Source organism: Streptomyces sp. R28 (assembly GCF_041052385.1).
Taxonomy (GTDB): Bacteria; Actinomycetota; Actinomycetes; order Streptomycetales; family Streptomycetaceae; genus Streptomyces.
Window position 1 is genome coordinate 5,232,928 of sequence record NZ_CP163439.1, and the last position, 23,841, is coordinate 5,256,768.

The 23,841-nt window shown below is 70.6% G+C and carries 22 protein-coding genes; 8 read left to right on the forward strand and 14 right to left on the reverse strand.

Features of this window, described 5'->3' with window-relative positions; genetic code table 11:
- The first annotated feature begins 36 nt into the window (after positions 1-36).
- Positions 37-507 (forward strand): PPOX class F420-dependent oxidoreductase, encoded by a 471-nt coding sequence (locus tag AB5J49_RS23250; RefSeq protein ID WP_369170542.1) that lies wholly within the window; start codon positions 37-39, stop codon positions 505-507.
- Between the two features lie 129 nt (positions 508-636).
- Here the strand turns inward: AB5J49_RS23250 and AB5J49_RS23255 are convergent, their stop codons facing one another.
- The 10 genes from AB5J49_RS23255 to AB5J49_RS23300 form a co-directional block, all read right to left on the reverse strand.
- Entirely contained in the window at positions 637-1,404 is a 768-nt protein-coding gene (locus tag AB5J49_RS23255) for a TetR/AcrR family transcriptional regulator (protein ID WP_369170543.1), read from the reverse strand.
- A gap of 91 nt (positions 1,405-1,495) precedes the next feature.
- Positions 1,496-2,989, reverse strand: a complete 1,494-nt coding sequence (locus AB5J49_RS23260) for an MFS transporter (protein WP_369170544.1) — start codon at positions 2,987-2,989, stop codon at positions 1,496-1,498.
- A 143-nt stretch (positions 2,990-3,132) separates the two neighbouring features.
- Entirely contained in the window at positions 3,133-5,346 is a 2,214-nt protein-coding gene (locus AB5J49_RS23265; RefSeq protein ID WP_369170545.1) for an ArnT family glycosyltransferase, read from the reverse strand.
- On the reverse strand, positions 5,343-6,893 hold the full coding sequence (locus tag AB5J49_RS23270; protein ID WP_369170546.1) for a glycosyltransferase: 1,551 nt from the start codon (positions 6,891-6,893) through the stop codon (positions 5,343-5,345). Before AB5J49_RS23270 ends, AB5J49_RS23265 begins: the two co-directional genes overlap by 4 nt.
- Before the next feature lie 14 nt (positions 6,894-6,907).
- Positions 6,908-8,548: an ATP-binding protein gene (locus AB5J49_RS23275; RefSeq protein ID WP_369170547.1), complete on the reverse strand. Its 1,641-nt coding sequence runs from the start codon at positions 8,546-8,548 to the stop codon at positions 6,908-6,910.
- A complete protein-coding gene (locus AB5J49_RS23280) occupies positions 8,545-9,285 on the reverse strand; it encodes a response regulator transcription factor (RefSeq protein WP_274240800.1) in 741 nt (246 codons plus the stop codon). Before AB5J49_RS23280 ends, AB5J49_RS23275 begins: the two co-directional genes overlap by 4 nt.
- 160 nt (positions 9,286-9,445) lie before the next feature.
- Entirely contained in the window at positions 9,446-9,661 is a 216-nt protein-coding gene (locus AB5J49_RS23285; RefSeq protein WP_369170548.1) for a hypothetical protein, read from the reverse strand.
- Positions 9,662-10,060: 399 nt separating this feature from the next.
- Positions 10,061-10,387 carry an antibiotic biosynthesis monooxygenase gene (locus AB5J49_RS23290; protein ID WP_369170549.1) on the reverse strand — a complete coding sequence of 109 codons (327 nt, stop codon included), beginning with the start codon at positions 10,385-10,387 and terminating at the stop codon, positions 10,061-10,063.
- A gap of 181 nt (positions 10,388-10,568) precedes the next feature.
- Positions 10,569-11,453 (reverse strand): DUF2797 domain-containing protein, encoded by an 885-nt coding sequence (locus tag AB5J49_RS23295; protein ID WP_369170550.1) that lies wholly within the window; start codon positions 11,451-11,453, stop codon positions 10,569-10,571.
- 109 nt (positions 11,454-11,562) lie between these two features.
- Positions 11,563-11,970 carry an HGxxPAAW family protein gene (locus AB5J49_RS23300; protein WP_369170551.1) on the reverse strand — a complete coding sequence of 136 codons (408 nt, stop codon included), beginning with the start codon at positions 11,968-11,970 and terminating at the stop codon, positions 11,563-11,565.
- 98 nt (positions 11,971-12,068) lie between these two features.
- On the opposite strand from AB5J49_RS23300, the gene AB5J49_RS23305 reads away from it, so the two are divergent.
- Positions 12,069-12,551 (forward strand): MarR family winged helix-turn-helix transcriptional regulator, encoded by a 483-nt coding sequence (locus tag AB5J49_RS23305; protein WP_369170552.1) that lies wholly within the window; start codon positions 12,069-12,071, stop codon positions 12,549-12,551.
- Here the strand turns inward: AB5J49_RS23305 and AB5J49_RS23310 are convergent, their stop codons facing one another.
- Positions 12,552-12,935: a winged helix-turn-helix transcriptional regulator gene (locus AB5J49_RS23310; RefSeq protein WP_369170553.1), complete on the reverse strand. Its 384-nt coding sequence runs from the start codon at positions 12,933-12,935 to the stop codon at positions 12,552-12,554.
- 119 nt (positions 12,936-13,054) lie between these two features.
- Here AB5J49_RS23310 and AB5J49_RS23315 point away from each other — a divergent pair, with 119 nt between their 5' ends.
- From AB5J49_RS23315 to AB5J49_RS23325, 3 genes are all read left to right on the forward strand, one after another.
- Entirely contained in the window at positions 13,055-13,882 is an 828-nt protein-coding gene (locus AB5J49_RS23315) for an NAD(P)H-binding protein (RefSeq protein WP_369175229.1), read from the forward strand.
- A gap of 46 nt (positions 13,883-13,928) precedes the next feature.
- Complete coding sequence (locus AB5J49_RS23320) at positions 13,929-14,312, forward strand: hypothetical protein (RefSeq protein WP_369170554.1); 384 nt, start codon at positions 13,929-13,931, stop codon at positions 14,310-14,312.
- A gap of 372 nt (positions 14,313-14,684) precedes the next feature.
- Complete coding sequence (locus AB5J49_RS23325; protein WP_369170555.1) at positions 14,685-15,353, forward strand: GtrA family protein; 669 nt, start codon at positions 14,685-14,687, stop codon at positions 15,351-15,353.
- 37 nt (positions 15,354-15,390) lie between these two features.
- Here the strand turns inward: AB5J49_RS23325 and AB5J49_RS23330 are convergent, their stop codons facing one another.
- Positions 15,391-16,077, reverse strand: a complete 687-nt coding sequence (locus AB5J49_RS23330) for an isochorismatase family protein (RefSeq protein ID WP_369170556.1) — start codon at positions 16,075-16,077, stop codon at positions 15,391-15,393.
- Positions 16,074-17,141, reverse strand: coding sequence for a pyrimidine utilization protein A (rutA, locus tag AB5J49_RS23335; RefSeq protein WP_369170557.1), 1,068 nt, complete (start codon positions 17,139-17,141; stop codon positions 16,074-16,076). Before rutA ends, AB5J49_RS23330 begins: the two co-directional genes overlap by 4 nt.
- Before the next feature lie 162 nt (positions 17,142-17,303).
- On the opposite strand from rutA, the gene AB5J49_RS23340 reads away from it, so the two are divergent.
- A complete protein-coding gene (locus AB5J49_RS23340) occupies positions 17,304-20,261 on the forward strand; it encodes a SpoIIE family protein phosphatase (RefSeq protein ID WP_369170558.1) in 2,958 nt (985 codons plus the stop codon).
- 71 nt (positions 20,262-20,332) lie between these two features.
- Here the strand turns inward: AB5J49_RS23340 and AB5J49_RS23345 are convergent, their stop codons facing one another.
- On the reverse strand, positions 20,333-21,607 hold the full coding sequence (locus tag AB5J49_RS23345) for a hypothetical protein (RefSeq protein ID WP_369170559.1): 1,275 nt from the start codon (positions 21,605-21,607) through the stop codon (positions 20,333-20,335).
- Positions 21,608-21,874: 267 nt separating this feature from the next.
- On the opposite strand from AB5J49_RS23345, the gene AB5J49_RS23350 reads away from it, so the two are divergent.
- Together AB5J49_RS23350 and AB5J49_RS23355 are read left to right on the forward strand one after the other, a co-directional pair.
- A complete protein-coding gene (locus tag AB5J49_RS23350) occupies positions 21,875-22,741 on the forward strand; it encodes a PP2C family protein-serine/threonine phosphatase (RefSeq protein ID WP_369175230.1) in 867 nt (288 codons plus the stop codon).
- 5 nt (positions 22,742-22,746) lie between these two features.
- Entirely contained in the window at positions 22,747-23,727 is a 981-nt protein-coding gene (locus AB5J49_RS23355; protein ID WP_369170560.1) for an MASE1 domain-containing protein, read from the forward strand.
- The last annotated feature ends 114 nt before the right edge of the window (positions 23,728-23,841 follow it).

Below are 23,841 nucleotides of genomic sequence, written 5' to 3' on the forward strand. Positions count from 1 at the left end.
ACGCCGAGCGGACCGATCTGCCCCTAGGCTGAGGCCATGGCACCGAACATCGCGACGAACACCCGCGTTTCGCTCGAAGAATTGCTGGACTTCGTACGTCCCCGTCACCGCGCCATCCTGCTCACCCGACGGGCGGACGGAAGCCCGCAGGCCTCGCCCTTGACCTGCGGGGTCGACGACTCGGGGCGGATCGTGGTCTCCACGTACCCCGAACGGGCCAAGACGCGCAACGCCCATCGGGATCCGCGGGTGAGCCTGCTCGTGCTGAGCGACGGCTGGGACGGGCCATGGGTGCAGATCGACGGGGCCGCCGAGGTCATCGACTCGCCGGATTCCGTGGAGCCGCTCGTCGAGTACTACCGGAACATCGCCGGGGAGCACCCGGACTGGGACGAGTACCGGGCGGCGATGGTGAAGCAGGGGAAGTCGATCATTCGGGTCACGCCGGAGAAGTGGGGGCCGGTGGCGACCGGTGGGTTCCCGGCGCGGCTTGTTCCGCAGGACTGACCCCGGTCCCTGGGGGTCTGCGGCCCCGGAAGTGAGTGCCGCAGTGCCGCTCACCGCCTCACTGCCTCACCGCCTCACCCAGGAGAAGCCGGCACCGGTGAACGCGCTGGTGCCGGACTTCCCGGCCTCCTAGTCTCCCGTGGCCCGCGCCACCATCGCTTCGATGCCCGCCACCAGCAGGTCCAGGGCGAACTCGAAGTCCCGCTCCCACATCTCCTCGACCGTGTCGCCGCCGCGGGCCTGCATGAGTTCCGCGGACTCCTGGACCATCTCGGCGGCTTCCGGGGCCTGCGTCACCGTGCTCATGGCGTGCTGGAAGTAGTCGTCCGGGGTCATGCCGAACGCCGCGCTGCGGGCGATGAAATGGCCCTCGATCGTGCCGAAGCCGTACACGAACTGGAAGACGGCGGAGATCGCGGCCACCAGGCCGTGTGCGGGCAGACCGGTCCTGCGGATGACGCGCTGCACGAAGCGGGAGAAGGCGAGGCTGTTCGGACCGATGTTGACGTAGGTGCCGATCAGCGGCGACAGCCAAGGGTGGCGGACCAGCAGGTCGCGGTACCCGCGGGCCAGCGCGCGCAGCTGCTCGCGCCAGTCCTCGTCGGCCTCCGGGTCGGGCAGGGTCAGTTCGCCGAAGGCGGCGTCGAGGGCGAGTTCGAGGAGGTCGTCCTTGGTGTCGACGTACCAGTAGACGGACATCGCGGTCACGTTCAGCTCGGCGGCCAGCCGCCGCATGGAGAACTTCGCCAACCCGTCGGCGTCCAGCAGCCGGACGGTGGTCGCGGTGATCCGGTCACGGTCGAGCCCGGAGGGCTGTCCCCCGCCGCGTCCGCCCCGCCGGGATTTGCCCTCCAGCCACACGCTGGTACGCGCCGCCCGCCCGGCTGCCCTCACCATGGCGCACCTTCCTCGACTCCGCTGACTGATCAAGATGCTAGGCGGCAACGCCCTGAAAGGGCGCGGGACTCTGCCTGTACGCCCCGAGCCCTCAGGCGAAGTCTGCCCTCTCCGCCCGCCGCAACAACGCCGCCGCGACCACACCCCCGGCCAGCACCGCCCCCGCCCCCACCAACTGACTGGTCTCCAGCCCGGAGGCGAACGCGTCAGTGATCCGCGCCCTCTCCGCATCCGACCCCGCCTCGGCCAACGCCCCCGGCAGGGACACCGCGGCGACCGGGATCAGCGCGGCGAAGCGGGAGTTGAGTACGGCCCCGAGCACGGCGACGCCCAGACCCTGCCCGAACTCCGCCACCGTGCCGTTGATGCCGGCGCCGACACCGGCCTTCTCCGGCGGAATCGCGCTCATGATCGCGTGCGCCATCGCCGGGCTGGCGATCGCGGCGCCCGCGCCGATGAGCACCAGGCCCAGCAGCGTGCCCGGATACCCGTGCTCGGTGAGCGTCGCGATCGAGACGAGGCCGGCGGACATCGCCGTCATGCCCAGCCCGATGGAGACGGGAGTGCCGAGCCTGCCGGACCACTTCGCCGACAGACCGGTGAAGTTCAGGGCCACGATCATCAAGGCGAGCGGCGCCGTGCGCAGCCCCGCCTCCAGCGGGCCGTAACCGAGCACGAACTGCATGTGCTGGGTGAGCAGGAAGAGCGATCCGCCCATCCCGAAGGTGATCAGCACCGCCCCGGCCACCGCTCCCGTGAAACGGCGGTTCTTGAAGAAGTGCATGTCGAGCATGGGATACGGGATCCGGCTCTCCCAGTACGCGAAGCCGCCCAGCACCACGACCGCGACGGCCGCCGATGCCAGCACCCTGCCGGACGTCCAGCCGTGCTCGGGTCCGGAGATGATCGCGAAGACCAGCGAGGACATGCCGATCGTGGACAGCAGGGCGCCGAACAGGTCGGGGCGGTCACCTTGTGGGTTCTTGGACTCGGGCACCAGCATCACGACCGCCACCAGGCCGAGCGCCGCGACCGGCAGGTTGATCAGGAAGATCGCGCCCCACCAGAAGTGGTTCAGCATGAAGCCGCCGAGGAGCGGTCCGGTCGCGAAGCCCAGCGAGTTCACGGCCGCCCAGATGCCGATCGCCTTCGGCTGTTCCTCGGGCGTGAAGATCTGCATCGCCACGGCGAGCGTGGTGGTCATCAGCAGCGCGCCGCCGACGCCCATACCGGCCCGAGCGGCGATCAGCTGGCCGGAGCTGTCCGCCAGCCCGGCCACCAGGGAGCCGATGCCGAACAGGGCCAGGCCCGCGACCAGCATCTTCTTGCGGCCGTAGCGGTCTGCGGCGCTGCCCGCCGTCAGCAGCAGACCGGACTGCACGAGCGAGTACGCGTTGATCATCCACTGGATGTCCGAGGTGGCGGCGCCCAGTTCGCTGGTCAGCGAGGGGATGGCCACGTTCAGGATCGTGTTGTCGAGCAGCACGGTGAGCTGGGCGAGGCAGATGACACCGAGGATCAGCCAGCGCTGCGGGTGGCCGCCATGGGGCGGGGCCAGGGCCTTTTCCTGGGGGGACGTCGACATGTCGTACACCGTAGAACACCTCCCATACACTGTACAACGGAGATTCTCGGACAGCAGAGAGGGCGGTGGCCGCGCACGGCCACCGCCCTCTTGCCTCCGGCTGATTCACCGGCCGCTTCGCCGGCTGATTCACCGCGGTTACGTCAGCTGCTCGCCTTCTGCGTCAGGTCGTAGAAGGTCGCGGAACCGACCGTCACCTGCTTGAAGTTGACCTCGATCCACTCGGTGATCTGCGAGGACGCACCGCTGCTGCTGCCGCCCATGCCGCCGCCACCGGAACCGCTGGAGATGAAGTAGTGGATCTTGCCTTCCTCCACGTACTTCTTGAACTGCGCCGGCGTCGGGGACGGGTCGGTGCCGTTGAAGCCGCCGATCGCCATCACCGGGTCGCCGGTGGAGAGCTGGTAGCTCGCGGCGTTCTGGGCGCCGATGGCCGCGGCGACCCAGGTGTAGTCGTCGGCGTTGGTCCCCAGCAGCTTCTTGGCCTCGTCGCTGACGCTGGCGCCGTTGAGCAGACCGCCCATGCCACCACCGCCGCCGTCACCCATGCCGCCACCGGGCATTCCGCCCTGCTGGTTCCGGCCCTGGCCCTGCTGGTTCTGGGTGTTGCCGTTGCCGTTCTGCCGGCCCTGCTGACCCGGCGTGCCACCGGGGAAGCCGTTGCCGTTCTGCTGGTTGTTCTGGCCCTGCTGGTTGTTCTGGCCCTGCTGGCCCGGCATTCCGCCGCCGAAGCCACCGCCGCCACCGGGGCCGCCGCCACCGCCGGGGCCGCCACGGCCGCCCGCGACCGCGGGGCCGGCGGTGACGATCGAGCCGGTGTGGCCCTCGTTCACCGTGCTGAGCGTGTACGCCGTCGGGCCGGCCAGCGCGGCGGCGAGGCCCAGGCCGACGACGCCCATGGTCAGTTGACGGCCGAGCCTGGCGGCGAAGATCAGGCCCAGCGCGGCCGCCAGACCGCCGACCAGGACCAGCCATTTCAGCCAGGGCAGGTAGTCGGAGGAGCGGTCGAGCAGGACGTAGCCCCAGACCGCGGTGGCCGTCATCGCGGCCGCCAGGGACAGCGACGCCCACATCTTGCCGCGCTCCTCCCAGAGCTTGGCCGCGCCCATGCCGATCAGCGGGGCGATGTAGGGGGCGAGGGCCACCGTGTAGTACTCGTGGAAGATGCCCTGCATGTAGCTGAAGACCAGCATGGTCGTGATCAGCGCGCCGCCCCAGACCAGGAACGAACCGCGCGTCACCGACGTGCGCTCGGCCTTGCGCGTGGCCACCAGGCCCGCGATCAGCAGGATCAGCGCGGCCGGGATCAGCCAGGAGATCTGGCCGCCGATGCTGGAGCTGAAGAGGCGGTCCCAGCCGGTCTCGCCCCAGTTGCCGCCGCCGTTGCCGCCGCCACCGCCGCCGACGCTGCCGGTCTCGTCGCCGTTGAGCCGGCCGAGGCCGTTGTAGCCGAAGGTCAGCTCCAGGAACGAGTTGTTCTGCGAGCCGCCGATGTAGGGGCGGGAGGAGGCGGGCCACAGCTCGACGATCGCGACCCACCAGCCGCCGGAGACGACGATCGCGACCAGGCCCGCGGCGAGCTGGCCGATCCGCTTCCTCACCGACACCGGCGCGCACGCCGCATAGACGAGGGCGAGCGGCGGCAGGATCAGGAACGCCTGCAGGGTCTTGGCCAGGAAGGCGAAGCCGATGGCCACACCGGCCCACACCAGCCACTTGGTACGGCCGTCCTCCAGGCCCCGGATGACGAAGTAGCAGGCCACGGCCATCAGCAGGGCCAGCATCGCGTCCGGGTTGTTGAACCGGAACATCAGCGCCGCGACGGGGGTGAGCGCGAGCACCGCGCCCGCGATCAGGCCGGCCGCGGGGCTGAACCTGCGGCGTACGGCCGCGTGGACCACGGCGACCGTGCCGACGCCCATGAGGACCTCGGGGAGCAGGATCGCCCACGAATGGAGGCCGAAGAGCCGCACCGACAGGGCCATCGGCCACAGGGAGGCCGGGGGCTTGTCGACGGTGATGGCGTTGGCCGCGTCCAGCGAGCCGAAGAAGAAGGCCTTCCAGGACTGGCTGCCGGCCTGAACGGCCGCCGAGTAGAAGGAGTTGGCGTAGCCGGAGGCGCTGAGGTTGTAGAGGTAGAGGAGGAGCGTGGCGAGCAGCAGGCCCAGGAAGGCCGGGCGGGCCCAGCGCGGGTCCTCGGGGCGGCCGCGCCACAGCCGCCGTACGAAGGGCAGCTTGGGTTCACCGGCGTCGGGAACCGGGGCGGCGGGGGTGGCGGGCGTGGGTGCCGGGGGCCTGCCCCAGGTGTCTGGGCTCGCGTCTCTGTCGTGCGTCGACTGGTCGTAGTGGAGCGTCATCGGGAGTCCCTCGAGTCGGTGTCGTGCGGGCGCACCGGCTGCAGCTGCATGGTGGCGTCCCGCCAGGTGCCGTCCGCGGCTTCACCGGCGCGGAACTGAGCGGTTTCGTACGTGTACTGGGGTGCGCGCTGTGCCACCGGACGCTGCGGGAGCGGGCCTTGGTGGCCGGGCCGCGCCGCGGAGACCGGGGAGACCGGGGAGACCGGGGAGACCGGGGAGACCGGGGAGTAGATCCGCGAGGACGGGCTGGGGGCCGGGGCGTACGGCGGGTTGTGCGAGGCGACCACCGTCGAGCCGGTGTCGCTGTCGCTGCGGTCCGGGAACACCCACGCCCTGAAGAGCAGGAAGCGCAGCACCGTCGCGGCGAGGTTGGCGGCGATGAGGACCGCCAGTTCGGTGGAGTGCGCGGGGTCGCTGCTGGCCGCGTTGAGGGCGGCGAGCGAACCGCTGGTCAGGGCGAGGCCGATACCGAAGACGACCAGGCCCTGCGCCTGGTGCCGTACGGCGCCGCCGCGGCCGCGCACCCCGAAGGTGAGGCGCCGGTTGGCCGCCGTGTTGGCGATCGCGGAGACCAGCAGGGCGAGCGCGTTGGCGATCTGCGAACCGGTGAACACCCGGAAGCCGCTGTAGAGGAGGAGGTAGAAGAGGGTGGACAGAGCGCCGACGACGCAGAAGCCGACGAGCTGGCGGGCCAGGCCCTTGGGTACGTCCTTGATCTCGCGGTCGCGCGGGTCGTCGCCGAAGGGGCGGGTGATCCGGTCCAGCGGCAGCGAGCCGGTCGCCAGCGCCCTGCCCACCCGCCACACGCCCTTGAGGTCGTCGGTCGCCGTCTTCACGATGTGGACCGTGGAGTCGGGGTCGTCGACCCAGTCGACCGGCACCTCGTGGATACGCAGTCCCGCGCGCTCGGCGAGCACCAGCATCTCCGTGTCGAAGAACCAGCCGGTGTCCTCCACCAGCGGCAGCAGTACCTGGGCCACGTCCCGGCGGATCGCCTTGAAGCCGCACTGCGCGTCCGAGAAGCGGGCCTGGAGCGAGCCGCGCAGGATGAGGTTGTAGGCGCGGCTGATGAACTCCCGCTTGGGTCCGCGCACCACCCGCGAGCTACGGGCCAGCCGGGAGCCGATCGCCAGGTCCGAGTGACCGGAGATCAGCGGCGCCACCAGCGGCAGCAGGGCGTTGAGGTCGGTGGACAGATCCACGTCCATGTAGGCGAGGACCGGGGAGTCCGAGGCGGACCAGACGGTCCGCAGCGCCCGGCCGCGGCCCTTCTGCTCCAGCCGGAAGGACTTGACCTCCGGTATCTCCGCCTCCAGCCGCGACGCCACCTGGGGGGTGGTGTCCGTCGACGCGTTGTCCGCGATCGTGATGCGGAACGCGTACGGGAAGGTGCGCTTGAGGTGGTCATGCAGTCTCAGCACACACGGCTGGAGGTCCTTCTCCTCGTTGTAGACGGGGATCACTACGTCCAGGACAGGCGTACCGGCGTCGCCGGCCGGGAGGTGCTCCCGCGCCGGCAGGGTGCCGGGAGAAGAGTCGGTTCGCATGGAACCGACTTTCGTCAGGCGCCCTGTTCCACCCATGTGGTGACGCTGTGCTGTGCCTGTGAGTGCTGTTGCCAGCTCATTTCGGGGCTCGGCGGCGTGCGGAGCGCCGGCAGATGCACCGTGAACACGGTGCGTCCGGGCACGCTGTCGACGGTCACGGCGCCGCCGTGCGCGGTCGCCACGGCCTGCACGATGGCCAGGCCGAGGCCGGTCGAGCCGGTGGCACGGGAGCGCGCGGAGTCGCCGCGCGCGAACCGTTCGAAGACGTGCGGAAGCAGCTCGGCCGGGATGCCCTGACCGTTGTCCTCGACGTCCACGCACAGCCACGGGCCCCGCCTTTGGACACGCGCGGTGACCGTCGTACCGGGTGGAGTGTGGTTGCGGGCGTTGCCGAGCAGGTTGACGAGGACCTGCTGCAGCCGGGCCGCGTCCGCCGACACGAGCGCGGGCTCGTCGGGCAGGTCGAGGCGCCAGTTGTGGTCCATGCCGGCCGCGCGGGCGTCGCTGATGGTGTCCACGACGAGCGGGATCAGGTCGGTCTGCTCGAACTGGAGCGGACGTCCGGCGTCGAGCCGGGCAAGCAGGAGGAGGTCCTCGACGAGGAGGGTCATGCGCCCGGCCTCGGACTCGATACGGCCGAGGGCGTGTTTGGTGTCCGGGCCGACCTCTTCTCTGCCGCGTCTGGTCAGTTCGGCGTACCCGCGGATGGAGGCGAGGGGGGTGCGCAGCTCATGGCTGGCGTCGGCCACGAACTGCCGTACCCGCATCTCGCTCTGCTGGCGGGAGTGCAGGGCGGCGTGGACGTGGTCCAGCATGCGATTGAGCGCGGCACCGACCCGGCCGACCTCGGTGTGCGGGTCGGTCTCGGACTCGGGGACGCGTTCGCTGAGGTTGACCTCGCCGGTGTGGAGCGGGAGTTCGGAGACGCGGGTGGCGGTGGCGGCGACGCGGCGGAGGGGGCGGGTGGCTACGCCGACGATGACGGTGCCGGCGATACCGGCGGCGACCAGGGCGGCGGCGGTGACGCTGGCTTCGATGAGGACGAGGGTGTTGAGGGTGCTGCTGACGTCCTTGATGGGGATGGCGACGTAGTAGCTACGGGTGCCGTCGCCGCTGGTCCTGTACTGGACGCGGTACTCGCCGAGGCTGCCGCCCAGGTCGACGGTGTGCTGCTTGCCGTCCTGGGACGCCTTGTTGAGCGCCGCTTCCTGGGCTTCGGTGAGGTCGACGGCCTTCATCCCGAACGGGTCGGCGGCGGTGCTGTCGTCCGTGTTCTGGCCGACCTTCGCCTCGGTGATGACACCGTTCTGGACCAGGGCGATGACCGTGCCGGTCGATCCCGGACCGCCCGCGCGCTTGGCGAACTCGGTGAGATTGAGGGTCTGGGCGGACTTGTCGGGCGCGTCGTTCTTGCTGGGGTCGCTCTTGTCGGGGTCGGCGCCGGGAGGCTTGCCGGCGGCCCGATCGCCGATCTCGCTGAGCTGGGTGCCCAGTTGTTCGTACAGATGGGACCGCAGCGCCAGCGTCGTCACCGTACCGATCACCGCACACACCACGGCGATCAGCACCAGGGACGCGACGACGAGCCGCGCCCGCAGTGTGCGCGGCTGACCCGCTCGTCTCTTCTGCGTACGCGGCCGTCGTCGCCCGCTCATGACGCCGCGGGCTTGATCAGGTAACCGGCGCCACGCCGGGTGTGGATCATCGGCTCGCGACCGGCGTCGATCTTCCGGCGCAGGTAGGAGATGTAGAGCTCGACGACGTTGGCCTGCCCGCCGAAGTCGTACGACCACACGCGGTCGAGTATCTGGGCCTTGCTGAGCACGCGCCGCGGGTTGCGCATCAGGAACCGCAGCAGCTCGAACTCGGTGGCGGTGAGGTGGATGTTCTCCCCGGCCCGCGAGACCTCGTGGCTGTCCTCGTCAAGCGTCAGGTCCCCGACGACCAGTACGGAGTCCGACCGCCGGTCGGCGGCACCGGAACGCCGGATGAGCCCGCGCAGCCGGGCCACGACCTCCTCCAGGCTGAACGGCTTGGTGACGTAGTCGTCCCCGCCCGCGGTGAGCCCGGCGATACGGTCCTCGACGGCGTCCTTGGCCGTCAGGAACAGCACCGGCACGTCCGGCAGGTCCCGGCGCAGCCGCCCGAGGACGCTCAGCCCGTCCATGTCCGGCAACATCATGTCCAGCACGACGGCGTCGGGCCGGAACTCGCGCGCGGTCTGGATGGCACCCGTGCCATCCCCCGCACTCCGGATCTGCCAGCCCTCATAGCGAAGGGCCATCGACAGAAGTTCGGTGATCGACAGCTCGTCGTCCACCACAAGCACTCGGACGGGGCTCCCGTCCGGCCTCAGCAGTTCGGTGCGCCCCTGGGGCGAGGTCGTGGTCATGCTGGAACTTTGTCGGAGCCCTCTTAGAACACGCTTTCCGCAACCTGTGATTTTCCTAAGAAACGCACAGGAGACTCTCAGGGGGCGCTTGGGTGATCGACACGAGAGGCCTCGCGGGCCCGCGAGGGGCCCAGGAGCCTCTCGTCCACAAACCTGCAGGTCAACCCTTGACGCCGGGCAGGAAGCGGACCGGTATGTACTGGTCGTACAGCCGCTCGCCGGTGGCCGTGAAGTCGGCGCGGGTGACGATCGCGCACCGCACGTTCACGTCACAGACAACGCCGTCCGCGATCTCGGGCCGGAGGTTCTCCAGCGTCGTACGGAACTTGCCGCCGTCCTCGTACGGGATCGTGATGCCGGGCGTGCCCGTGCCCATGCCGGTGTCGGTGATCCGGCGCGAGGATCCGTCCTTGCTCTCGGCGCCGGGCAGACAGGGACCGGGCAGGCTGGTGTACGTCGACGGTCACCGACGCGGACACCCTCGGGGATCACACAGAACGCGAGGAATATGCCCTGCCCCCGGTTGTCGACGCCCTGTGTATCCGGCGCCCTTGACCTGCACCGTACTGCGGCCGGAGGCGGGCAGCAGGGTCGGGCCGGCGGCCGGCTTCAGGTCGAAGGTCTCGCCACTGGCCGTGCTGACCGTACGGTGCGCGTACCCGCCGAACGGCAGCGTCGTGTGTCCGCCGAACGGCACGGTGTTCGCGGTGCCGGCCGCCGGGAGCACCGCGGCGAGCCCTGTCACGGCGGCGACGGCGACGCAGGGCCGATTCGTTTACCTTTCAAGCACTGAATCCCTACAGACGCCTTCAGTACTCGCCCGCTCGAACCCGTTGCTGTGCTCGACCCTGGCGATGTGCAGCGAGTAGCGCTCGTACCAGTGCGCGCGTCCGTGCGACTTGGCCGCGCGGTGCTCCGCGTGGTCGCGCCACTGCTCGATGCCGGCGAGGTCCCTGAAGTAAGCGACGGTGATGGAGAGGCCGCCTGGGGTGCGGGCGGAGTCCTCGCCGAGGAACCCGGGAATCTCCTTGACCAGATCACCCATGCGCCGGGCGGTCACGTCGTATCCACCGTCCCCCTCGGTGCGCATGGAAGTGAACACGACGGCGTAGTACGGAGGTTCGTGCGCCGAAACAGGGGCGACAGGTGCAACGCGGTGATCGCTCATGTCACCTACGGTCCGCTCCCGCACCGCACGGCGTCCAGGTTCCTTACCGAAAGGGATCCCGGAGGGATTCAACTCTTTACCGTCACCGCCTCCCGCCTCCCGCCTCCCTCGCGGATCAGAACAAGCCGTCCTGCGCGCTCACCTCACGCTTGAACTCCCTTACAGGCAAAGTGAGTTCACCATCTCCAGCCAGCCCCTCGACAGAACGCAGCTCCCACCCCCGCATCAACCGCGTATCCAGCACGACGACCCCACCGCCGGCCGCCAGATGCAGATCCGGCCCCGCAGCCGCCACCAACCGCCCACTCACCACCCCGCCGGCGATCAGCTCGCTCACCTCCCCGACGGCGCCCGGCAGCCCCGCGAGCCCGAACACCCCGGCGTGATCGACCGGTCGGCAGGGCTCGCGGTCCAGTGACTCCGGCCAGCCGGGGAGGGCCACCGCGCGGGCATGCAGGTCCTCCACCTCGGCCGCCCGCTCGGCCGCCGACGTCGGCAGCACGGAGCGCACCGCCCGCTTGTGGCCGTACGGAATCCGGTCCGGCACCCGCAACGCCGCGCGCAGCAGCTCCTCGGCGCGCCGCGCGGCCATCAGCGGGCCGACGCCCAGCCAGCTGAAGCAGACCGCGCCCTGTTCCAGCAGCCGCGCCGAGCCGCGTTCAAGGGCGGTGATGCCGGCCTTGGTCATCCCGGGCCCGAACCACGCCAGATATACGTGGTACGGCCGTGGATCGTCCGCGATCGTGTCGGCCGCCACGGAGTGCGCCCGGTCCAGCCGCGCACACTCCTCGCACCGCGCCCCCGTACTCCGCCCCGGCACGACCGCCCGTACCGGACACGCATGCCCCCGCGCCCCCACGCATGTCCGCGCGCCCCCTTCCGCGACCCCGAAGGCCACCCGTTTTCCCCAGGTCAGCGCGGAGCGCCGACCGCCGTCCCACGCCAGCTCGGGACCGTCCGCCGACCACCGCAACCCCGAGCATCTCCATGCCTGTGCCATCGCTCTTCGAGACTAGAGGCAGGCACTGACAACGGCGGTTCGGCGACTGGAGGCCACGGGGGGCGCCGGTTCCGCGACCGAGATCAACACCCGACCGCAGCGGCCGGCTTCAGCGGCCGGCTTCAGCGGCAGCGGGCTCGGGATCCCCGGTCACGGGAGCCACCTCGGACGCCGCGCCGGACGCCGCGCCGGATGTCGCCTCGGACGCCACCGCGGCCGTACGCCGACCGCGCCCCGCCAACCGGCATCCCCAGCAGTCCGTATGCCCGTCCCGAGCGGTCAGGTCGCGCGCCCCCATACGCCACTGACTCCGAGGCCGGACGCCCGGCGGCTTGCCCCAGCCGGACAGGTGCAGGGCCCAGGTGACGAGGACGCTCGCCGCCACGATCCCCAGCCCGCCCACCAGCAGCACAGCCGACACCGTGCATATCCCCGCCCCCAGCACGGCGGAGCCGACGCCCGCGATCGCGGTTCCGGTCCACCCCGCGATCGTGTGCCCCTCGTCATACTGACTCACGTGCTACCTCCCGGATATCCCGACGAGCATTCGGAGAATCTCTCACCTCGTGAGAAGTTTAGGCACTGAATCTCTCACAAGCTAAGGTAATCAGGAAGATGCAAGCCAAGCCGCGTCCCACCGCCACCCCCGCCCAGGCGCTGGAGGCGATGGACTCCCTCATCGCGGCCCACCTGCTCGGCCAGCAGGAGATGGCCCAGCGGCTGGGCCTGAACATCACCGACCTGCTCTGTTTCGCCTGCGTGCTGAAGGCCGGCGAGAACCTGCTCACGGCGGGCGAACTCGCGGAGCACGCCCACGTCACGACCGGCGCGATGACCGGCATCCTCAACCGCCTGGAACGCGCCGGCTTCATCACCCGCCGCCCGGACCCGGCCGACCGCCGACGCGTCCGCGTGGCCGCCGTCCCGTCCGCGGTCACCCGCGCCGAGGAGCTCTACGGCCCCTACTACGCCCGCCTCAACGACCTCTTCGCCAGCTACTCCGCCGACGAGATCGCCGTACTCACGGACTGGTTCACCCGCACGACGGGCCTGGCGCAGACCTACATCGACGAACTGCGCGACCAGGACAAGGCCTGATCACTGACGGGCGTCGTATGCCACCCGTGCCCGCTCGACCTCGTCCAGATGAACGGACCACTCGGAGAGCGCGGCGAACAACGGTGCGAGGCTGCGGCCCAGTTCGCTGATCTCGTACTCCACGCGGGGCGGCACCTCGGCGTGATACGTGCGCACGACCAGGCCGTCCCGCTCCAGCTGCCGCAGTCGCTGGGTGAGCACCTTCGGCGTGATCGTGGCGATACGACGCTCCAGTTCGACGAAGCGCTGTCGGCCGTACTCGTGGAGCGCCCACAGGATCGGGGTGGTCCACCGGCTGAAGACGATGTCGACGACGGGGGCGACCGGGCAGGCGTTCTCGGGATCGCCGCCACGCGGGGCCCATTTCGCTGTGTCCTCGGTCACAACTCCCCCTGTCTGCCAATACTTTCCTCTAGGTACCTACTACCTCCACAACAGTAGCGTCGCCGTTCGAGACGAGAAGAACGAGAACGAGAACGAGAACCTCGGAACGGAGACCGATGATGATCGTGGTGACCGGAGCAACGGGCAATGTGGGACGGCCACTTGTGCGGACCCTCGTCGAAGCGGGGGAGCAGGTGACGGCGGTCTCCCGCCGGATCTCCGCGCGGGACGTGCCGGAGGGGACCCGCCATCACCCGGCCGACCTCGCCGACCCCGAGCGCCTGGCGCCCGCCCTGGAGGGGGCCAAGGCCCTGTTCGTGCTGACCTCGGGCGACTTCGTGGCGGGCGGCGGTGACCTCGGGGCCGTCCTGGATGTCGTACGGGGATCGGGCGTGCGGCGTGTGGTCCTGCTGTCGTCCCAGGGCGTCGGCACCGGGCACCACCCCTCGGTCCTGGAGGACGCCGTCAAGGCATCGGGCCTGGAGTGGACGATGTTGCGCCCAAGCGGCTTCCACTCCAACGTCCTCCAGTGGGCCGACATGGTCCGCACCCGGCGGGAGGTGGCCGCTCCCTTCGGCGACGTGGCCCTGCCGACCGTCGACCCGGCCGACATCGCGGACGTCGCGGCGTTGGCGCTGCGCGAGCCGGGGCACGACGGCGAGGTCTACGAACTGACCGGCCCCGCGCCCGTCTCGCCCCGGCAGCAGACCGCCGCGATCGAGGACGCCCTGGGTGAGGCGGTCCGGTTCGTCGAACTGACCCGAGCACAAGCCCGGGAGCGGATGCTGGGCTTCATGCCCGAGCCGGTCGTCGAGAACACGCTCGACATGCTGGGGGCTCCGGCGGCCGCGTTGCGGCAGGTCAGCCCGGACGTGGAGCACGTCCTCGGGCGGCCGGCCCGTGCGTTCGCGGACTGGGCCGGACGCAATGTCAGTGCCTTCGCCTAGCCTGCGAAGCAGTCACATTGCGCCACTTGAGAAGGCGGCCCGCCGCATGCTGCACGAGCCCGAGAACACGCTCTTCGTACGGGGCGACACCCCCGTCCTCCTGCTGGCCGGCGCCTCCGTCCACGACGCCCTGCCCGCCCTGGCCGCGGCCGACGGGCAGGTGCCGCTGTGCGCGGGCTGGGGTGTCGTGCCCAAGCTCACCCTGTGCGTCGTGGACGGGCCGGGGGAGTACGGCCTCATGGTTCCCTCGCTCGCCGCACCGGTGCTCGACGCGGGCGGGCCTGGTGACATGGGCGCCTGGTGCGAGGACGCCGAGCGGGCCGGTGGAGCAGTGGTGCTGTCCGTGGACCGGATACCCGAAGTGCTGGACTGGGGCCACCTGCTGGGCTCGGGCGCCTCGCGGGGCGGCTTCGTGCGGGTCATGAACTGAGGCGCGCTGCTGCGGCGCGCCGCTGACCCGACCTCGCATGGTGGAGCCTGCCCCACCTCCGGGCCGGTAGGTCACTCCATCGTTGCGACGTGCGGACAACGGCATCGTTGGCCTCAGTTGATCCCGGCTGAAATCCCGGCTGCAGCCTGGTCGGTTCCGCTTGAAGCCTGGTCGGTTCCGGCTGAAGCCCCGCCGATACCGGCTGAAGCCCCGCCGATACCGGCTGAAGCCCCGCCGATACCGGCTGAAGCCCGGCCGATACCGGCTGAAGCCCCGCCGATACCGGTTGAAGCCCGGCTGAGGCCCCGCTGAAGCCGCGCCGGGATGAGCTGAACCGGTCAGAGGTTCAGGTCAGCCCGGAAGGAAGCCGTCATGGAGTCGCAGTGCCCGTCGAAGCCGAGCCCGTCGGCGCAGGCCCTCTCCGCGTCGGCGCCGGGCCCGTTCTCCTCCTTCGCCCGGTTCGTGGTGTGCGGCGGCGGTGTCGGGCTGCTGTCCAGTGCGGCCGTACCGCTGCTGGCCGCAGCGATGCCCTGGGCGCTCGCGAACGCCCTGATCACCGTCGCCTCGACCCTCCTGTGCACCGAGCTGCACGCCCTGTTCACCTTCGGCACCGGACAGCGCCCCGGCCTGCGGCAGCACCTGCAGTCCTCGGGGTCGGCCGTCGCCGCGTACCTGGCCACGACCGCCGCGATACTCGTACTGCACGCCGTGCAGCCGTCGCCCACCATGCTCTGCGAGCAGGCCGTCTACCTCACCGCCTCGGGGCTGGCCGGCATCGGCCGGTTCCTGGTCCTGCGGCTGTTCGTGTTCGCCGAGCGGAAGAAGGAGGCGGCTCCGGTGACCCCGGGGAACCCTTCGCCCCTGACGAACCCCGCGAAGCCGACCAACCCTGCGATCCCGGCGACCCTGGCGATCACGGCAGCCCCGGCTCAGTCCCGCGGCGCCCTCTCCGCCGCCGCCCGCACCGCCCTGTCCGCCACCGCCCTCAGCACCGGCCCCCAGCGCTCCACGTACTCCCCGATGGTCCCGTCCGTCGCATAGGTGCCGTCCCTCAGGCTGCCCACAACCACCGCTGTCGTCACGGGCGTTCGGCACCCCGGACGACGCCGAGGTACTCCTCGGCCCGGGCCATGGGCCACACCTCGCCGATCTTGTGCCGGATGTCGAAGAGGTTCGCCGCGTGCACGTCCGGGTCCCGGTCGCCCACCGCCTCCTGAACGACGACCGGGACGAACCCGTGCTGCATCGCATCCAGCGCGGTGGCGCGCACACAACCGCTGGTCGACAGCCCGCCGATGAGGAGCGTGTCGATGCGGTGGGCCGTGAGGTATGCCGCCAGTGACGTACCGAAGAAGGCGCTCGGGTACTGCTTCGTGACCGTCAACTCGTCTGCTGCCGGGGCCAGTCCGTCGATGAAGTCGCCGTACGGACTGCCCTCGGCGAACACCTTCAGTGTCGGCACCTTGCGGAAGAAGACGCCGCCGTCGCGTCCGTCGGGCCGGAACCGCACCCGGGTGACGACCACGGGGATGCCCGCTCGGCGTGCGCCCGCCAGCAGCGCCTTCATCGCCTCCACGGCCGGTTCGCCCCCGGCGTAGAGAGGGGAGTCGGGGTCCACGTAGGCCCGGGCGGGGTCCACCAGGAGTAGGGCCGGGGAGGCGCCGGGGGTGAGTCGGCCGCCTAAGCCGGCCCGCTCGTAGTCCTCCTCACGGCCCTCTTCACCGTTCTCCTCACGGTTCTCCGCACGCGGCCGTGACCCGCTCATGCCCGTCGGCACTTCATCAGCGGCTGGACGCGTGTGCCGAAGTTCTCGATGCCCGCCAGGAAGTCGTCGAAGACCAGCATGATCCCCTTGGTGCCGTCGACTTCGGCGATCTCGTCGAGCATCCTCGCGACGGTCTCGTACGACCCCACGAGCGTGCCCATGTTGAAGTTCACCGCGCCCTCGGGCAGCACGATGGTGCGGGCGGTCGAGGAGTCGTCGGCGGCGGTGTCCGAGGCCGATTCGCCGGCCATGTACGCGAGGGCCGCACGGTCGGCGTTGTCGTGGTAGTCCCGCCACTTGGCCTGGGCGGCCTCGTCGGTCTCGTCCGCGATGACCATGAAGAGGGAGAGCGCGCCCACGTCCCGGCCCGTCTCCCGCGCCGCCTCCACCAGCGTGGCGGTGCTGTCCGAGAAGGCGAGCGGGGTGTTGACGCCGCTGCCGAGGATGAAGTTGTAGTCGGCGTGCTCGGCGGCGAACCGCATGCCCGTGCTGCTCTGGCCCGCGGCAACGATGTCGATGTGCCCGTTCGCCGGTCGCGGCGACAGCACGCAGTCGTCCATCTCGTAGAACTCGCCCTTGAAGTTGCTGACGCCCTCGCGCCACAGCTCCTTCATCACGGTGACGTACTCGACGGCCCGCTCGTAGCGGTTGCCGAAGTGCTCGTCGCCGGGCCACAGGCCCATCTGGGAGTACTCGCCGGGCGCCCAGCCGGTGACGATGTTGACGCCGAAGCGGCCGGGGGCGATGGAGTCGACCGTCGTGGCCATGCGGGCGACGATCGCCGGGGGCAGGACGAGGATCGGCGTGGAGGCGTACAGCTTGATCCGCTCGGTGACCGCGGCCAGGCCCGCCATCAGCGTGAACGACTCCAGACAGTGGTCCCAGAACTCGGTCTCGCCGCCGAACCCCTTGAGCTTGATCATCGACAGCGCGAAGTCGAGGCCGTACTCCTCGGCCTTCTGCACGATGGCCTTGTTCAGCTCGAAGGTCGGCAGGTACTGCGGCGAACTTTTCGATATGAGCCAGCCGTTGTTTCCGATAGGGATGAAGACACCGATGTCCATGCCGCTCCTCAGGCGGTCGGGGGTCCCGGGTGATGCTAAGCCGTCGACATCAACTCAACGATAAATCTTGGCTGTTGACGACCTGTCGACCGGCCGGGTGAGAGGCGTGAGGATCTTGCGAACCATCGAATCGGTTGCGGCTGTGACGGTAAAGTCCCCGGCATGAACGCTCGGCTGTCACTGCTCGACACGGTGGCCCCCGGTGTCGCGGAAAGCGAGGTCTTCCGGCTGGCCCTGCAACATGCGGTGGGCGAGCTGGGCGCCCTGGGCGGCATGATCCATCTCCGCGGCCCGATGTCCGCCCTGCGCCTGGTGTCGACGGCCGGGCTCCCTCCGGCCCTCACCCGAGCCTGGGAGATCATCGACCAGGAGGGCCCGCTGGCCCCGGCCCGTGCACTGCACGAGGGCAGTGGGGTGTGGGTCCCGCTGATGCCTGAGGCGCGGCCGGAGTCACGGTCGGCCGCCGACTGGCCCGGCACCGGCCTCGCCGCCTTACCCGTGTACAGCGGCAACCGCACCACCGGCGCGCTCAGCGTCCTGATGGGCGACCGGGGTGAACCGACCCCCGAGCACTGGGAGTTCCTCCACGCCGTCATCGCGTGGGCGCAGGACCGTATGGTCCACGCACGGCCACCGACGGGTCCCTCGCGGATGGACTCGCCGAGCAGCGAGCGCGTGCGCCAGTCGCTGAAGGAGGTCAGCGTCGGCTCCTGGGACTGGAACATCCGCACCGGCGACCTGATCTGGGACGAGGCGGCCCTGGAGCTCTACGGCACCCGGCCGCAGGACTTCACCGGCAAGGTCGACGACTGGATGCGGTGCTTCCACCCCGACGACCTCGCCCCGACGCTGGCGGCGGCGGACCGGGCGATCCGCGACGGCGGCCTCTTCGAGGCCGAGTACCGGGTACGGAAACTGGACGGCAGCTGGGGCTGGACCCAGGCCCGCGGCAGGGCGACGTACGACGACCACGGCGAGCCGCAGCGGATGATCGGCATGGGCTGGGACAGCGACGAGCCGCGCTCCGCCCGGGACGCGCTCAGCCGGGCCCTGCGGCACATGAGCGACGGCTTCCTCGCGGTGGACGACGACTGGCGGATCACCTTCGCCAACCTGGAGGCGGAGCGCACCCTGGGCTACTCCGAGGAGGAGCTCTTCGGGTGTCTGCTGTGGGACCTGCCCACAGCGCAGCAGATGCCCGGTCTGGAGATCCGGTGCCGGCAGGCCGCGGCCGCGGAGAAGTCGGTCAGTTTCGACGTACGGCTGCCGAACGGGCGCCTGTGCCACCTGCGGCTGGTGCCGGGCCCCGACGGCCGCACCATCTACTTCACGGACGTCACCGAGAAGCGGCGCCTGGAGGAGGACCGCCGGTCCGCCGAGCACGCGGCCGCCGAACGGTCCGCGCGGATAGCGGAGTTGACGACGGCGCTCGCCAAGGCGACGACCTCGAAGGACGTGGTGGACGCGGTGGCCCGCCGGGTGCTGCCCCCGTTCGAGGCGACGGGACTGGTGGTGCAGACGGTGGAGTGCGGCCGCCTCCACACCGTGGGCTCGGTCGGCTACCCGGACGACATCCTCGCCATACTCGACGGCCGCGAACGCACGGAGCCCAGCCCGCTCTGGGACGCGATACTCGCCGGCGCCCCGCTGTTCCTCTCCTCCCCCCGGGAGTTCGCCGCGCGGTACCCCGAGATCGCGGGCCTGCCGGCCCGCGCCGGCAAACAGGCCTGGGCGCTGCTCCCCCTGACGGCCTCGGGCCACACCTTCGGCATCTGCGCGGTCACCTTCGACCACCCCCGCCGCCTCACCGACGAGGAACGCACCCTTCTCACCGCGACCAGCGCCCTGGTGGCCCAGGCCCTGGACCGGGCCCGCCTCTTCGACGCCGAGCACACCAGGTCCCGCGAACTCCAGCGCAGCCTGCTCCCCCGCGACCTGCCCACCGTCCCCGCCTGCACGGCAGCGGCCCGCTACCTGCCCGCCGGCCAGGGCATGGACGTGGGCGGCGACTGGTACGACATCATCCCGCTGTCGGGCGGCCAGGTCGCGCTGGTCGTGGGCGACGTCATGGGCCACGGCCTGCCGGAGGCGGCCACCATGGGCCGCCTGCGCACGGCGGTCCACACCCTGGCCGACCTCGAACTGCCCCCCGACGAGATCATGAGCCACCTCAACGACATCGTCGGCGCCATGGGCGAGGAGTCGTACGTGACGTGTCTGTACGCGTTGTACGACTCCACGACGAGGATCTGCTCCATAGCGAGGGCGGGCCACCCGCCGCCCGCCCTGCTGCACCCCGACGGCACCGTGCTGTTCCCGGCGCTGGCGACCGATCCGCCCCTGGGCGCGGCGGAACCCCCCTTCGAGACGACCGAGATCCCGGTCCCCGAAGGCAGTGTGCTGGCCCTGTACACCGACGGCCTCGTGGAGTCGTCGAAGCGCGAGATGGACGAGGGCATGGCGGCCCTCGCCGAGGTCCTGCGGACCTCGCACGCGGACGGCACCGCGAAGGACCTGGAGGACCTGTGCGAACGGGTCACCTCCGCCCTCCTCCCCGCCGACCAGCAGGCGGCCGACGACGCGGCCTTCCTGCTGGCCCGCCTGCACGCCCTGCCCTCCTCCCGCATCGCCTCCTGGCCCCTCCCCGACGACCCCCGAGCAGCGGGCCAGGCCCGCAGCCTGATCCGCGACCAGCTCGCGGCCTGGGGCCTTGAGGACCTGACCCCCGCGACCGAGCTCCTGGCCAGCGAACTCATAGGCAACGTCATCCGGCACGCCAAGGGCCCACTCCGCCTCCGGCTCCTGCACGGCGCCGACCTGATCTGCGAGGTCTTCGACGGCAGCCTGACGATGCCGCGCATCCGCCGGGCGACGGAGACGGACGAAGGGGGCCGGGGCCTGCAACTGGTCACCGCGCTCTCCCAGCGGTGGGGGACCCGCTACACCGCGACGGGCAAGTGCATCTGGACGGAGCAGGCCCTCCATACGACCCCGGACGCGATCCACGACGAGCGGCAGTCCGACCTCGCCCTGGAGCGGATGTTCCTGGGCCTGGCGGGCCTGGGGGAGAACTTCGACGGCGACCTGGACACGCTGGCGTTCGGGGACCAGGAGCTCTAGGCACGCGGTTCGTGGCCGCGATCGCAGGTACGACGACGGAGAGGCCCTGGATCGTTCCAGGGCCCCGGTGACTAGGAACCGTCGGCGCGCACGGCGTAGACGTACCGCTTGCCGGTGTACTCGCTGACGTTCCAGATCACGGACTCGGCGAAGGCCCAGCCGGACGCCCCGCTGCTGTGGTAGCTGAGGTCCTCGCAGCCGATGGCCAGGTCGCAGACGGCGCTCGCGGTCGAAGCCCCGGAAGTGAAGGTCCGCAGGGTGCCCTTGGTGGACGGGCCGGCGCTTGCCGAGAGGTAGTGCTTGCTGTTGCGGGAGACCACGCCCTGGATCTTCTGCTGGGCGACGGTCACGGCCTCCTTCGCGGTGAGCGAGCCCGGGTGCCGGTCGGTGTAGTCGAGCTCCCAGCGGACCACCTTGGGCGTGGTGGTGGGTGCGCCGGTGCCGTTGAAGGTGCCGTCGGTGTAGTCGACGGTGCCGGACAGGGAGTACTCGCTGATCACCAGGCTGTCGGGCGTGCTGGCGCGGTCGAGGCCGATGGTCGTGTAGCGCAGGTACTTGCCGGCGTTGTCGTAGGCGTGGCTCTGCGGCAGGACGTACTGGTAGCCGTAGCCGTAGTACGCCCCGTCGGTGTGCAGACCGCACACGTCCTTCTCACCGGTGGCGACCGTGAAAAGGGTGTTCAGGTCGAAGACCCGCAGCCCCTTGTACGTGTCGACGACGTACAGCAGGTTGCCGTACCACATGATCCCGCCGGCGTGCTTGCGGATGGGGTTGAAGGAGTACTCGCCGGTGCTGGTCCTGACGGGCTCGACGAGCAGCACGTGCCGATACGTGGGCGCGGTAGGGGTGTTGTAGTCGACGAAGGTGAGCCGCAGGCCCTTGTCGAGCGCGTACTCGTCCTCGCCCACGCCGTCGGGGTTCGTCTCGAAGTACCAGGAGACGAGAACGACCTTGTTGCTGCCGCCCTCCGGGTAGAGCCCGTTGCCGTAGGCGTCGGCGCTGGTGGTGACGCCCTGCGGAATCCAGTAGTCGACGGCCTGGTCGTCGGGGTCGAAGGCGAAGCCGGCCTGGAACGCCTCGGCCGTACTGGGAGCGCTGGTGAGCCGGGTGGCGCTGCGGTTGGTGTCGGCGACGACGGCGGTCGCATCCACCTTGGTGAGCTTGGTCGCCAACCCTGCGGTGAGGGCGGCGAATTCACCGTGGCTGTTGGAGGAGCGGCTGGCGAGCGAGAACTGTCCGGCGTCAATGGTCGCCGCGTGGGCGGGAGTTGCGAGCACGGTGCCGGCGGCCGCGGCGAAGGGGGCGGCAGCTATGCCCTTGATGATCGCTCTTCGTGACATGGTCATGCACGGAAGCTAGGGGGATCCGAACACATGACACAAATACGTTTGTTCGCAACCCGGTTAACCCGGTTAACCCGGCTGACCCGAAACACAGGGCGCGATCAGGCGCGCACCGCTTGCGACCGCCGCGCGACGGCTCGAACGGACCGCAGCGGTTTCGGCTGGTCGGCAGCGGCGGCGTCAGGGGCGCTCCCAGGAACGGCCTCCCGTCACGGGGGTACCGTGAGAACGGCGCATATGGCGCTCCGCAAGAACCCGGAGTGTGAGGCCATGGCCCACCGCCGCACCGATTCGGCCCATGCGACCAGAGCGCTGCTGCAGCAGCTCGGCGATCTCACCGGCCGGATACTGGACCAGATCAAGTTCCAGCAGGCACGCGTCGAACTCGCCGCCGCGCTCCAGCGCCAGGTCCTCGCCGCCGAGCTCCCCGTCCTGCCCTGCCTGCAGGTGGCGGGACGGTACACACCCGCGCGGGTCGGTCTCGACATCGGCGGCGACTGGTACGACGGCTTCGTCATGCCGGACGGCTCGGTGGGCTTCGCGATCGGGGACGTCCAGGGCCATGACGTCGAGGCCGCGGCCCTCATGGGGCAGGTGCGCACCTGCCTGCGCGCCGTCGCGACCGCCACCACGGACCCGGCGGAAGTACTCCGGCGCACCAACGACCTGCTCGTCGCGATGGACACCGAACTGTTCGTGACCTGCTCGTTCCTGCGCTTCGACCCGGTCTCCAGGGAGCTTTGCGACGCCCGCGCCGGGCACGTCCCGGCCGTCTGGGCCACGAGCGAGGGCCACTGCGAGATCGTCGTGAGCGACGGCGGTCTGCCACTGGGCATCCGCGCCGGCGAGCACTACCCGTCGTCCCGCCGAATACTGTCGGACGCGGGCGCGTTCGTACTGGTCACCGACGGCGTCGTGGAAGGCCCCGAGTACCCGATCGAGGACGGGCTGAAGAGGGTGGCCGACCTGGTCGGTGCCGGCTGTGGCTCCGACCCGGCCGAACTGGCCGCCCAGGTGATCAAGGTGGCGGACCACACCGGCCACACCGACGACGCCGCGGTCCTCGTCCTTCGGTACGGCGGCCTCACGGACGAGCGCGATGGCGGCATCGCGGACGAACCGGGCGGCGGAGGGTGAGCGGCGTGCACCGCGGCCTGGTCACCGAGGGCCTGCGGCTGGCTGCCGTCGCCGCCGCCTACTACGTGAGCGCCAAGATCGGGCTGCAGCAGGAACTGGTACGCGGGCAGGTCACGCCGTTCTGGCCGCCCACCGGCATCGCCCTGGTCGCCGTGATGGTGTGGGGCCTTCGCATGTGGCCCGGGATCGCTCTCGGGGCGTTGGCGGTGAACGCGCCGCTCGGGCCGTCGTTCTTCCCCGTGCTCGCCATCGTGTTCGGCAACACCCTCGCCCCGGTCTGCGCCTACCTCCTGCTGCGGCGCGTGGGATTCCGCACCGCCCTCGACCGACTGCAGGACGCCCTGGCCCTGGTCTTCCTCGGAGCCCTGGGCGGCATGGTGATCAGCGCGACGATCGGCACCACCGTCCTGGTGGCCTCCGAGGCACTGTCGGCCCACGACTTCTGGCCGACCTGGTCGGTGTGGTGGACGGGCGACGCGATGGGGGTCCTCGTCATCGCGCCGCTCCTGCTGGCCGCGCGCACCGTACGCCGGCCACGCGACGCACCGGTGCTGCGCTGCGCCGAGGCGCTGGCCCTGCTGGGCGGCACGGCAGTGGCCTCCGTGGTGGCCACCCGCAGCTCGCTCAACCTGCTCTTCCTCGTCGTCCCGTTCCTGCTCTGGGCGGCCTTCCGCTTCCAGCTGCCCGGCGCCGCGCCCTGTGCGCTGATCAGCTCCGTGGCCGCGATCTACGCGGGTGCGGTCGGGGTGGGTCCGTTCGCCGGCCAGGACCTCCTCGCCAAGATGGTCATCCTGCAGGCCTTCAACGGCACCGTGGCACTGACGTCGCTCCTGCTCTCAGCGGTCATCGCCGAGCGCAACCAGACCACCCGAGAGCTCAGGGATGCCTGCGATCGCCTCGCGGAAGCCCTGTCCCAGCTCGTGCCGGACCAGGCACTCGATCAGCGCCCGCTCCTCCGGCCGGAAAAACACGGCGAACGGAAGTAGCCCGCTCCCCGCGCAGGTCGGCTTGGCCACGACGCGGCGACGAGCCCCACCGAGTTCTCCAGAAGTCCCGCGTCGAACTCCCCCTTGCTGAACGGCGGCCGACGTCAACGACTT

What these genes read in the sequence shown, in the direction of transcription:
- AB5J49_RS23250 (WP_369170542.1), top strand. Translation starts at nt 37, where the DNA reads ATGGCACCGAACATCGCGACGAACACCCGCGTTTCGCTCGAAGAATTG.
- AB5J49_RS23255 (WP_369170543.1), bottom strand. Translation starts at nt 1,404, where the DNA reads ATGGTGAGGGCAGCCGGGCGGGCGGCGCGTACCAGCGTGTGGCTGGAG.
- AB5J49_RS23260 (WP_369170544.1), bottom strand. Translation starts at nt 2,989, where the DNA reads ATGTCGACGTCCCCCCAGGAAAAGGCCCTGGCCCCGCCCCATGGCGGC.
- AB5J49_RS23265 (WP_369170545.1), bottom strand. Translation starts at nt 5,346, where the DNA reads ATGACGCTCCACTACGACCAGTCGACGCACGACAGAGACGCGAGCCCA.
- AB5J49_RS23270 (WP_369170546.1), bottom strand. Translation starts at nt 6,893, where the DNA reads ATGCGAACCGACTCTTCTCCCGGCACCCTGCCGGCGCGGGAGCACCTC.
- AB5J49_RS23275 (WP_369170547.1), bottom strand. Translation starts at nt 8,548, where the DNA reads ATGAGCGGGCGACGACGGCCGCGTACGCAGAAGAGACGAGCGGGTCAG.
- AB5J49_RS23280 (WP_274240800.1), bottom strand. Translation starts at nt 9,285, where the DNA reads ATGACCACGACCTCGCCCCAGGGGCGCACCGAACTGCTGAGGCCGGAC.
- AB5J49_RS23285 (WP_369170548.1), bottom strand. Translation starts at nt 9,661, where the DNA reads ATGGGCACGGGCACGCCCGGCATCACGATCCCGTACGAGGACGGCGGC.
- AB5J49_RS23295 (WP_369170550.1), bottom strand. Translation starts at nt 11,453, where the DNA reads ATGGCACAGGCATGGAGATGCTCGGGGTTGCGGTGGTCGGCGGACGGT.
- AB5J49_RS23305 (WP_369170552.1), top strand. Translation starts at nt 12,069, where the DNA reads ATGCAAGCCAAGCCGCGTCCCACCGCCACCCCCGCCCAGGCGCTGGAG.
- AB5J49_RS23315 (WP_369175229.1), top strand. Translation starts at nt 13,055, where the DNA reads ATGATCGTGGTGACCGGAGCAACGGGCAATGTGGGACGGCCACTTGTG.
- AB5J49_RS23320 (WP_369170554.1), top strand. Translation starts at nt 13,929, where the DNA reads ATGCTGCACGAGCCCGAGAACACGCTCTTCGTACGGGGCGACACCCCC.
- AB5J49_RS23325 (WP_369170555.1), top strand. Translation starts at nt 14,685, where the DNA reads ATGGAGTCGCAGTGCCCGTCGAAGCCGAGCCCGTCGGCGCAGGCCCTC.
- AB5J49_RS23330 (WP_369170556.1), bottom strand. Translation starts at nt 16,077, where the DNA reads ATGAGCGGGTCACGGCCGCGTGCGGAGAACCGTGAGGAGAACGGTGAA.
- rutA (WP_369170557.1), bottom strand. Translation starts at nt 17,141, where the DNA reads ATGGACATCGGTGTCTTCATCCCTATCGGAAACAACGGCTGGCTCATA.
- AB5J49_RS23340 (WP_369170558.1), top strand. Translation starts at nt 17,304, where the DNA reads ATGAACGCTCGGCTGTCACTGCTCGACACGGTGGCCCCCGGTGTCGCG.
- AB5J49_RS23345 (WP_369170559.1), bottom strand. Translation starts at nt 21,607, where the DNA reads ATGACCATGTCACGAAGAGCGATCATCAAGGGCATAGCTGCCGCCCCC.
- AB5J49_RS23350 (WP_369175230.1), top strand. Translation starts at nt 21,875, where the DNA reads ATGGCCCACCGCCGCACCGATTCGGCCCATGCGACCAGAGCGCTGCTG.